The organism is Acidimicrobiia bacterium, from assembly GCA_018057765.1.
GTDB lineage: Bacteria > Actinomycetota > Acidimicrobiia > IMCC26256 > JAGPDB01 > JAGPDB01.
In genome coordinates this window covers 9943-20180 of sequence record JAGPDB010000024.1, presented here as the reverse complement: position 1 = coordinate 20180, position 10238 = coordinate 9943, and the positions used below count along the sequence as shown (strand labels likewise).

General features: G+C 34.6%; 12 protein-coding genes. 9 read left to right on the top strand and 3 right to left on the bottom strand.

Annotation, left to right across the window (positions count from 1 at the left end; all coding sequences use genetic code 11):
• Positions 1–159: 159 nt before the first annotated feature.
• Positions 160–645 carry an SsrA-binding protein SmpB gene (gene smpB / locus KBF89_07675; protein ID MBP9116203.1) on the bottom strand — a complete coding sequence of 162 codons (486 nt, stop codon included), beginning with the start codon at positions 643–645 and terminating at the stop codon, positions 160–162.
• Positions 646–686: 41 nt separating this feature from the next.
• Here smpB and KBF89_07670 point away from each other — a divergent pair, with 41 nt between their 5' ends.
• A complete protein-coding gene (locus KBF89_07670) occupies positions 687–1112 on the top strand; it encodes a M67 family metallopeptidase (GenBank protein MBP9116202.1) in 426 nt (141 codons plus the stop codon).
• A 4-nt stretch (positions 1113–1116) separates the two neighbouring features.
• Here KBF89_07670 and KBF89_07665 read toward each other — a convergent pair whose 3' ends face one another.
• Positions 1117–1815 (bottom strand): hypothetical protein, encoded by a 699-nt coding sequence (locus KBF89_07665; protein MBP9116201.1) that lies wholly within the window; start codon positions 1813–1815, stop codon positions 1117–1119.
• A gap of 120 nt (positions 1816–1935) precedes the next feature.
• Between KBF89_07665 and KBF89_07660 the strand changes: the two genes are divergently transcribed.
• The 8 genes from KBF89_07660 to rpiA are packed head-to-tail and all read left to right on the top strand — an operon-like array spanning position 1936 to position 9222.
• Positions 1936–2214 carry a MoaD family protein gene (locus KBF89_07660; protein MBP9116200.1) on the top strand — a complete coding sequence of 93 codons (279 nt, stop codon included), beginning with the start codon at positions 1936–1938 and terminating at the stop codon, positions 2212–2214.
• A gap of 11 nt (positions 2215–2225) precedes the next feature.
• Positions 2226–3161: a cysteine synthase family protein gene (locus KBF89_07655; GenBank protein ID MBP9116199.1), complete on the top strand. Its 936-nt coding sequence runs from the start codon at positions 2226–2228 to the stop codon at positions 3159–3161.
• 15 nt (positions 3162–3176) lie between these two features.
• Complete coding sequence (locus tag KBF89_07650) at positions 3177–4145, top strand: threonylcarbamoyl-AMP synthase (GenBank protein ID MBP9116198.1); 969 nt, start codon at positions 3177–3179, stop codon at positions 4143–4145.
• On the top strand, positions 4146–6731 hold the full coding sequence (locus KBF89_07645) for a hypothetical protein (protein ID MBP9116197.1): 2586 nt from the start codon (positions 4146–4148) through the stop codon (positions 6729–6731).
• A 20-nt stretch (positions 6732–6751) separates the two neighbouring features.
• The gene (rph, locus tag KBF89_07640) at positions 6752–7501 is read left to right on the top strand and encodes a ribonuclease PH (protein MBP9116196.1); all 750 of its coding nucleotides are present in this window, start codon (positions 6752–6754) and stop codon (positions 7499–7501) included.
• Positions 7501–8106, top strand: coding sequence for a non-canonical purine NTP pyrophosphatase (locus KBF89_07635; GenBank protein MBP9116195.1), 606 nt, complete (start codon positions 7501–7503; stop codon positions 8104–8106). The genes rph and KBF89_07635 overlap by 1 nt, the downstream gene beginning before the upstream one ends.
• A 31-nt stretch (positions 8107–8137) precedes the next feature.
• Positions 8138–8518 (top strand): hypothetical protein, encoded by a 381-nt coding sequence (locus KBF89_07630; protein MBP9116194.1) that lies wholly within the window; start codon positions 8138–8140, stop codon positions 8516–8518.
• Positions 8519–8523: 5 nt separating this feature from the next.
• A complete protein-coding gene (gene rpiA / locus KBF89_07625) occupies positions 8524–9222 on the top strand; it encodes a ribose 5-phosphate isomerase A (GenBank protein ID MBP9116193.1) in 699 nt (232 codons plus the stop codon).
• On the opposite strand, the gene KBF89_07620 is transcribed toward rpiA, so the two are convergent.
• Entirely contained in the window at positions 9219–10106 is an 888-nt protein-coding gene (locus KBF89_07620) for an EamA family transporter (protein ID MBP9116192.1), read from the bottom strand. The genes rpiA and KBF89_07620 overlap by 4 nt on opposite strands.
• Positions 10107–10238: the final 132 nt, after the last annotated feature.

Sequence of the window (10238 nt, the reverse complement as noted above, 5' to 3'; positions counted from 1 at the left end):
CAAAAGCTGTTGATACAAATGGTGATATTGTAAATGCTATTTCATTTGCAGTGATAAAAAATAAAGGTAAAGTTTATTTTACTTCAGCACAAGAGTTGGTAAAATATGGAGATATTGTCCTCAAGACGAGATACTAGAAACAGTTAAGAATTACTACATTTAACGGTTTTTAAATTTAAGAACTTTTTCAATCTCACGATTTTGATCTTTCTTTTTTAACGCTTGGCGCTTATCATATTGACGTTTACCTTTACCAACGCCAATAAGTGCTTTAGCCTTGCCATCATAGAAAATGATTTTTAATGCAATTAAAGTTGTACCTTTATCCTCTAATGCTTTACCCATTTGAATAATTTCTTTTTTATGGGCCAGTAATCTTCGCGGTCGTATAGGGTCAATTTCTTCTCTAGAAAATTTATAAGGATTGATATGCATCCCGTAAATCCACAATTCTAAATTTTCGTCAACGCGAGCAAAAGCCTCAGTAATTGAGGCTGTATGAAGTCGCAATGATTTAACTTCAGGGCCCATTAATTCAATACCGCAAGTATAAGTATCGCTTATTGCATAGTCGTGGTTAGCTTTACGGTTAGTCGCGACAACTCCATCACCTCTGCGTTTAGCTTTTTCTTCATTTTCACTCATATCACTTATATTCTATTCGATTTGCGTCTAAAGTGTTCTAAGTGATTTGGCAAATAAAGCAAGACGAATACAAAAAACTTATAGACCATATGCAAAAGTGCTTTCCACTAGAAGGATGTGGCCTTTTAATTGGTCCAATAGACGAGAACAATATGCCTATGGGAGAGATTAAAAGATTCTGGCCGACAAAGAATGCAGCGGCATCTGCTTTAATTTACGAGATCGATTCAATAGATCAACTAAAAGCATCAAGATATTGTGATGAGAATAATCTAGAAATAGTCGGTGTTGTTCATTCGCATACGCATAGTAAAGCTTATCCTTCTCCTACGGATATAAAACTCTCTATCGATCCAAATTGGATATATTCAATTGTCTCATTACAAGAGAAAGATATTGTCATGAATAGTTATCAAATTGATAAATCTTCAAATGAAATCGCTAAAGTCAACTGTAATATCGTCTAAGGGTTTATTCACCCATACCGTCACCGCGAGTAACACTTATACCATCACCTATTTGAACATCTGGTGCAGAACTAGGAGCATTTTCATGTGCTTCTGGACTTGAAAAATCAGGGATAACATTTACAGGAGCATCGTTCGTATTCGTCTCTTGTACATCAGTTTGAGCAACACGTTCAATGACGGCAGCATCACCAATATCAACAACAGATTCTGTACGAATAGTAGTTGCCGGTTGACTAACTTCAACGTTTGCTCGAGTTCGAGCAGGAACATTATTGCTACTAGTTCCATTTGCTCCACTAAAAGATAAAGTAACAGCAATCAAGGCACCAGCAGCGACCATAGAAATAGGAACAAGTACACGACCGCGTTTGAGCATTTGTAAGAAACGACGAGTTTGTAGATCGTCGCAGTGCATCAACCTCGCTAGACGTTCACCTACTTCTGTTTCTTCCATTTCGAAAGCATCAGATAGAGAAGAAATGTCCTCAACTCGAAGTGAGACAACTCCTGAAGTCATTGAACGGAGTTCATAGACCATAGATAAATAACTTGAGAGTGCAAGCGAGATATCTTGGTTGATATCAATAGGACGCTTAGCTTCTCCAGCTATCATCAATCCAGACTTTTTATCGATCTCTACAGGAATCCTATTACCCCATTGAGATTGAGAATTTGTTGCGGTTTCGTTTAAAGTATTCATTAGTCATATTTTCGTCCCATTTGAACCAAAACTTAAGTAATATTATTCGCGAAATCAATTATTTTTTGCGTATCATGCGAAATTTAGTAATTTTCTGGCTTTTCACTATAGAATAATCAAATGTCTATAACTATACGTATACCTACAGTAATGAGAAATGCTACAGGAAATAATGCTGTGGTAACTACCAAAGGTGCAACTGTATCTGAGGTACTGGCCGATTTAACGGCACAATACCCTGATATAACTGGTGTTTTATATGATTCAGATTCTAATTTACATAAATATGTCAACATATATGTAAATGATGATGATATTCGTTATATTGGTAAATTAGACGCTCCAGTAAAAGAAGGCGATGAGATTACACTCTTACCTGCTGTTGCTGGCGGAATTTAACATAGGTAAATATGCGTGTTGAATCAATACTTGATCTTGTAGGGAATACTCCTGTTATAGGAATACATACATTGTCACCTAATAAAAATATCAAAATATATTTAAAACTTGAAGGCCAAAATCCTGGCGGCTCCATTAAAGATCGTGCAGCAGTATCAATGATTGAAGCTGCTGAGAAAAGTGGCGAGCTCAAAGCAGGCGGTACAGTTTTAGAATCATCAAGCGGAAATACTGCAATAGGTTTAGCTTTAGTATGTAAATTAAAAGGATATCATCTAGTTATAGTACTCAGCGAGAATGTTACGACTGAGAGAAAAGAACTTTTGAAATCATATGGTGCGGAAATTATATATTCCGATGGTTCAAAAGGAAGTAATGGCGCAATCGCTAAAGCAAAAGAAGTCAAAAAAGAAAATCCAGATTGGATATTGCTATACCAGTACGGCAATAGCGCAAATGTAGATGCACATTATAAAACTACTGGTCCAGAGATCCTTAAAGATATACCAGAAATTGATGTATTCGCTGCAGGTCTTGGTACCTCTGGAACATTAATGGGTGTGTCAAAGTTTTTCAAAGAAAATAAACCAGAAGTAAAAATTATTGCTATAGAACCACCAGTTGGGGAAACTATTACAGCTCTTCGTTCTTTAGATGAGGGTTTTATTCCCGATATTTTTGTTGATACTTTGATTGATCGTAGAATTATTGTTCGTTCAAAAGAATCTATAGAAGTTACTCGTCGTCTATTAGACGAATGTGGAATTTTTGTAGGTGTATCAACTGGTGCTGTTGTCTCAGGTGCTCTAAAAGTTGCTAGTACTATGGAATCGGGAACAATAGTCTGTATTAGTCCTGATGCTGGATGGAAATATTTATCGGCAAATATTTGGACAGATGAATTAGGCGATGTTTTGACTACAAGCGAGACAGTGAATTTCTGGTAAAGAAAGTAATTCAAATTGATTACTAATAATATTTTAGAATGTATTTCAGTTTTAGAAGCTGAAGATCTGTTAGGTTTTCCTACCGAAACTGTATATGGTTTAGGAGCCAGAGCCGATTCTAGTGTGGCTGTAAATAAGATTTTTAAAGCTAAAAACAGACCTAAGAATCATCCGTTGATTGTTCATGGTTCAAATACAAAGAGTGTTTTTGAATGTGTTGAAAATATTCCGGATTATGCATATGTCTTAGCAGAAAATTTTTGGCCTGGCCCAATGAGTTTAATTTTGCCAAAAAAAAATAACACTATAGTTTGTGATGAAGTTACAGGTGGATTAGATAGTATTGCTGTTCGTGTTCCAAAGCATGATATTGCTTTAAAATTATTTTCAAAATGTGATTTTCTTGTTGCCGGTCCAAGTGCAAATATTTTCTCTCATGTTTCTCCTACCTCAGCCGAACACGTTATTTCAGAATTCACAGATAGATTGACAGTTTTAGACGGTGGAGATTGTAATGTTGGTGTTGAATCAACAATTATCTCATGTCTAGGTGATACTCCTAAAATTTTGCGAAGTGGATATATTACAGACATTGAAATCTCTAAGCTATTAGATTTAGATCAAGCACAAATATCGGATATTGATATTTCTAATATTAAAGTTTCAGGAAATCTCAAAATTCATTATTCACCTAGAATTCCGGTTTATAGATTTGAAAATATTGAAGATCTAGAATTGCGACTTGAAAATACCAATCACAGAAATCTAGCTTATATTGGTTTTAATAAGTTTATTAATAATTCAATCTCATTTAGCCAAATCATAAATTCCAATGAAGAATTTGCACATAAATTATATTCTTTTTTTAGACATGCACAAGATAAAGGTTGTTCAGGGATTTTGGTGATCGCTCCATCCAATATTGGATTAGGTGTTGCTATTAACGATAGATTATCTAAAGCATCTAGTGATTGGACTGAATAAATGTATAAGTCGTTTTTGATACATAAACCTATATTTGAATTCATCGACGAAAAATTAGAAATTACATGTAGCTATTCATTCGATAAAGAACGAAACTTCAAAGAAAGCTTTTCTTTTAATTTTGGAGAGAATAGAGAAATATATATAGATGACTTGCCTCGATACATTGATCTCGTTGCTCTTTCTTCGTCGCTAAGCTATTTCAAAGCATCGCCTACAAAACAGGTTGTTGTCGATTTTCCTATAACTCCTCAGGTTTCAGAGTGGATAAGCTCATTGTATGATGAAGGTTTACGTGAATTTAGATTTCAAAATAAATTAAACTTGCTTGATACTCCCATAATCATTGCTCCGGAACTAACCCCTAAGCTGCAAAACCGGAAGGATCTATCCTTGCAGCAAGAAAAAAATGAAGAAGAGGATTTGTTCTTAGTTCCCATTGGTGGGGGCAAAGATTCAGCGACTTCACTAGAAATTTTAAAACGTACTAATAAAAAAATAATCGGATTTTCAGTAGGTGATCATAAATCGATAAATAATACGGCAAAAGCTGCTGATATTTCAATGGTAAATGTTAAGCGACAAATAGATCCTGAACTTTTAAGATGGAATACAGATGGCGCGTTTAATGGCCATGTTCCAGTGACTGCATTGGTCTCGACGCTAGCTTGTGTTGCCGGATATTGCATTGGGGCACAAAGTGTTGTGATGAGTAATGAATCATCTGCGAATGAAGCCACAAGAATCGTTGAGGATGTAGAAGTTAATCATCAATTTTCTAAATCATTTATTGCTGAAAAGTATTTGCGAGATGCTATTGCTTCATTCGTAAATAAACCTATAAATTATTTCTCAATATTGAGAATATTAAGTGAATATGAAATATTTTCTATATTTTCTATGGCTAAACAATTTCATAATTGTTTTACTAGTTGTAACCGTGTTTTTAAAATTAATAAAAATGATAGAACTCTATCGTGGTGTGGTGAATGCGACAAGTGTAGGTTTGTCTTTATAGGGATGAGCGCTTTTCTAGAGATCGAATATGTTTCAAAAATATTTGGAAAGAATTTACTTGATGAAAAAAATAATACACAAGGCTTTTTGGATCTTATCGGTATGGGTAACGGTAAACCATTTGAATGTGTAGGCACTATCGGTGAAACAGTACTGCTGATGAAAAAAGCATTAAATAAAATCAATAAGAAATCTAAATTAAAAACCGTTCTTTCTTCGATAAAAGATATAGATTTTCTGTCAAAAAACCATAAACTTAATAAAGGTTTTGGGGTAAACAATTTTGTTGAAAAAGAATTTATAGACATTATAGAAAATTTAAAGTTTGAAGAATATACAAGTGAAGTATTAGCCAGGCTTGATGGAGAAAGAATTGGTATTGTTGGTTTAGGTCGAGACACTGCAGGTATTATTAGATACCTAGAAAATATTGGGTATAAAGATGGTATTTCCATTTTTCTTCCAGACGACCAAAATATTTCTGACATAGATTTTGTTAGTGCGAATGAAGAGTTAAAGATAAATGATGTGGGCTTTGCGAGAAAATGTGTTCGTAATCAGTCGGATCTAGATAGTTGTACAATAATTTTTGTTAGTCCTGGAATCTCTAAATATAGTAAGTTCATTAAATCATTAAAGAAACGAGCAACAACACCCTTGGCATGGTGGCTGGCTACAAATAAATCTATATTTCCAGAAAAAATATTTATTGGTATTACTGGCACTAAAGGGAAAAGCACTACATCTTCGATGTTAAAACATATACTTAAAGACTCGATTTTACTTGGCAATATAGGAAGTTCTGTAGGATCTCTTCCACTTAATCAATTAATGGATTCTCGTTATATCATATTGGAAGTCTCTAGCTTTCAGGCATCCTACATAACAATTTCACCTCATGTTGGAGTATTGACATCTTTGTTTGATTGTCATATTGACTGGCATATTACACCTGAAAGATATTATAAAGATAAAAAGAATCTTTTTGAACATGGTTGTGATGTTGTGTATACATCTGACGAAGACTTAGATATAACTTTGTCTGAACAAAATGAAAATATGATTTTTAAAATAATGAAGACTATTAAGCCAGAAATGTTAAAAGCTGATATTCAAGCTGAATTAAAAACCTTTCCTGGTCTTCAATATAGAAAAGAAGTTATTGCAATTATAAATGGCGTCATTTATATATCTGACGTATTAGCGACAGCGCCACATTCAAGTGTGGAAGCACTTAAGGATATTGCAAAAACTTATAAAGATGCGAAGATATTTTTGCTCTATGGTGGAGCGAATAGAAATGTTAGTCAAAGTGATGCAATAGATGAATTTAATAAAATTAAATCCAAATATGTAGTTATAACATTGCCAGATACAGGTTTTGAAGTTGAGTCACAGCTAAAGAATGTTAAACATTGTGAAGATTTAGCTTGCGGGATAATTTGGGCAAGTGAAAATGCGAAACCAGGAGATGTTGTCTTATTGGCACCTGGAGCACCGAGTTTTCATAGATACGAAAACTACGAAAAACTACACGAACACTTCATTGAACTCGTAGATAATATTTAATTACATATAGAATCATTTTAATGAGACATGACAATAGAACCCCAGAACAACTTAGAGATTTTAGTTTTGAACGTGATTACACAAAATATGCGCTTGGTTCAGTACTTGTTACTTTTGGAAATACTAAAGTTCTGTGTACAGCATCGATGGAAGACAATATTCCGCATTGGATGAAAAACTCTAACAAAGGATGGGTTACAGCAGAATATTCTATGTTGCCTGGTTCATCACCCCAGAGAGTAACTCGTGAAGCAGCAAAAGGAAAACAGTCTGGTCGAACACAAGAAATACAACGATTGATTGGTAGATCTCTTCGTGGTGTTGTTGATTTATCATTAATGCCAGGAATATCTATTACATTGGATTGTGATGTATTACAAGCTGATGGTGGTACACGTACCGCATCAATAACAGGATGTTATGTTGCTTTACATGATTGTTTTACAAGATTATTACAAACCGGAATATTGAGTTCAATGCCACTAACTGAACAATGCGCAGCACTAAGTGTAGGTATAGTCGAAGGCATAGTAGTTGCTGATTTAGATTATATTGAAGATTCGACTGCTCAAGTTGATATGAATGTTGTGATGAGCGGGGACCGTTTCGTTGAAGTACAAGGAACAGCTGAAGGTATGGCATTTTCTAAAGGTGAACTTGATGATTTATTAGATATTGCAACACTAGGAATTAAAGAAGTAATGTTATTACAAAATGAAGTACTTTCTATTCCACCTGAACCTAGAGTAATAAAAAACCCTTTTGAATAATGTATAAATTTGTTTTAGCCACTCATAACGATAATAAACGTGCAGAAATAGAAGAAATCTTTCGTAAAAATTTTACCGGTGATTTTATTTTTGTTCCAGGAGTAGATCCTGGAGAAGTAATTGAAGATGGTGAAACTATTGAAGAAAATGCTCGCATTAAAGCACATGCTTGGCTTAGTGTGAATCCTGATTGTATTGCAATTGCCGATGACACAGGATTGTTCGTTGATGCTATTGAAGGTAGACCTGGTATTTGGGCTGCAAGATATGCAGGTGAGAATGCTACATATGATGATAATTGCAATAAATTATTAGAAGAACTTTCTAGTGTATCTAAAGAAAATAGAACTGCAAGATTTTCAACTTGCGCAATCGCTGCTGGAAAAAACATTAACGATGTTGTAGCTATTGGAAATATTGAAGGAATTATTTCATCGGAAAAAACTGGTGACTCTGGATTTGGTTACGATCCGATTTTTATTCCTACTGATTATGGCAACGATAAAACATATTCACAATTAGGTAATGAATATAAAAATTCGTATTCTCATCGTTCAAAAGCCTTTAGATCTCTAGTAATGGGAATATTAAATAGTAAATTATAAATTCCAGATTTATTATAACTAATATATATCTATGACAATGAGATTCGATTGTAAGAACTTTGATTCTAGAACTTATGCTACAGGTGAAGTTGTTAGGAAATGTCGCCTCGATCTAGCACCAAATGCTCCATTTGAATGTCCCGAGAATTGCGAAGCTTTTGTAAAACGTACTGCTGATGTGGGATGGGATTACGGGACTTTAGCAACACCAATAATCACACCTGTAGGCGAAGTGGTTGGAGCTAATAAGCAAGATACCGCAAATGTTCTTGATGAAGCTGAGTATATTATTAATGCAATTACCCCAGAAGTCATGGCTGAATTTGCTGCTCTTGATAAATCGATGGAACTAAAGAAAAAAGGCAAAAGCCTCTTTAGTAAAAAAGTTAAAAAGAAGAAGAAAAAGAAGTGAGCATAATGAATAACTTTCCATTTGAAGTCGAAAAATTATGGTCGAGCGTAAGTAATCGTGCTGAAAAAGAGACTATTGCAAAAGAAATGATTAGTTTTGCAAAAGATGGTCAAGTCATTGGATTTGGTAGCGGGACAACATCCATGGTTTGTGCTTTAGCCTTTGGTGATGCTGTTAAAGACGGTCTAGATATTAAGGCAGTTGTGACATCTTATGAACTTGCATGGCTTTGTGAATCTTTAAATATTGATGTTTTAGAACTTTCTGATGATGTACAAATTGATTGGTGTTTTGATGGTGCTGACGAAGTACACGATGGTAAAAACTTGTTAAAGGGTAGAGGTGGCGCGATGCATCGTGAACGCAAAGTATTCAATGCGTCAAAAAAGCGGTTTGTTGTTGCAGATTCGACCAAAGATGTTTCTGTCTTAGGCGAGAAGTTTCCAGCACCAATAGAAGTAATCCCAAACAAGCTTATTGATGTTTATAAGGATTTGAATTTATTGGGCTTTGATTCTGTTTCTATCCGCTTGGCTGGAGCTGGGTCAAAAGATGGTCCTGTTATTACAGAATCTGGCAATGCTATTGTTGATATAATAAATCGTTCCGGCTTTAGTCCCGATTGTGTTAATGATATCACCAATTTAAATGGTGTTTTTGATACTGGACTTTTTATGAATTATGAATTCGAGCGCATTTCTTAAACGGTACTTAAATGTGTCACGGCAATACCTACGCTTGCAACAATTATACCAATCAGTTGTACTTTAGAAATTTTCTCTTTCAATAAAACTACTGATATCGCTATTATTCCTAAAGTAAATGGAATTGAAGCTAATGCTGCAACAATTCCAGCTATGCCTCTTTTTAATGCTTCGTTCAAAAATACTATCCCTAATAGTTCGAATAATATGAACATCGCTGAATTTATTGCAATTGTTTTATTTGCAAGGTTTTTAATACCTAATGTTGAATTTTTGTCTTTGCTCTTTTTGATGATGATTAAAATACTTAACAGCACAATGCTTGAAATCTGTGTAATGAAATAAGCATTATCTTTCGCAATGTTATCAACAAATGATATAAATGTAATATTTAAACCGAACCCTGATCCGACTAGAAGTCCTAACATTATATCTGTGAATACAGAAGTTGAGTGGCTCTCATTATCGGCCTTGCGCAATAACCAAACACTGGATATTAATATAAAAATACCAATGTATGTTACTAATCCAAGTCGTGTTAGGAATATTGTAGTAGCTATAACAGGTATTGATATTTCAAAAACAGAACTTGTAGGGGCAATGACCCCGCTGCGACCTTTAGATAAAGCGAATCCAACGAGACTTAAGGCACTTGCATGCGCAAAGCCAGCAGCTATCCCAAGTAAAACAAATTTTGTATTTAAATGACTTAAGTTAAAATTTGATATTGCAATAAAATAAATTCCCGCAAGAACATTAAAAATAATAACCAGCAGTTTCGATGAAATTTTTATTGATGCTCGTCCTATTGCAAATGTTCCAATTGCCCAACTGATGGCACAGCCTATTGCGAATAATGATGAGAGCGAAGTTTGTGTATCCACGGGTATCAAATCTAGTCTATTTATATGTATAAATATTTCGTACGAGCGGAGCCGTGCTCTCCGGTGGAGAGCTAAGGTAATGAGTTGTTAGTCGGATCGCATTGATCAAACGTTTATTTCGTACGAGCGGAG

Coding starts and splice junctions, on each gene's coding strand:
- smpB (MBP9116203.1), bottom strand. CDS start 645: ATGAGTGAAAATGAAGAAAAAGCTAAACGCAGAGGTGATGGAGTTGTC.
- KBF89_07665 (MBP9116201.1), bottom strand. CDS start 1,815: ATGAATACTTTAAACGAAACCGCAACAAATTCTCAATCTCAATGGGGT.
- KBF89_07660 (MBP9116200.1), top strand. CDS start 1,936: ATGTCTATAACTATACGTATACCTACAGTAATGAGAAATGCTACAGGA.
- KBF89_07655 (MBP9116199.1), top strand. CDS start 2,226: ATGCGTGTTGAATCAATACTTGATCTTGTAGGGAATACTCCTGTTATA.
- KBF89_07645 (MBP9116197.1), top strand. CDS start 4,146: ATGTATAAGTCGTTTTTGATACATAAACCTATATTTGAATTCATCGAC.
- rph (MBP9116196.1), top strand. CDS start 6,752: ATGAGACATGACAATAGAACCCCAGAACAACTTAGAGATTTTAGTTTT.
- KBF89_07635 (MBP9116195.1), top strand. CDS start 7,501: ATGTATAAATTTGTTTTAGCCACTCATAACGATAATAAACGTGCAGAA.
- KBF89_07630 (MBP9116194.1), top strand. CDS start 8,138: ATGACAATGAGATTCGATTGTAAGAACTTTGATTCTAGAACTTATGCT.
- rpiA (MBP9116193.1), top strand. CDS start 8,524: ATGAATAACTTTCCATTTGAAGTCGAAAAATTATGGTCGAGCGTAAGT.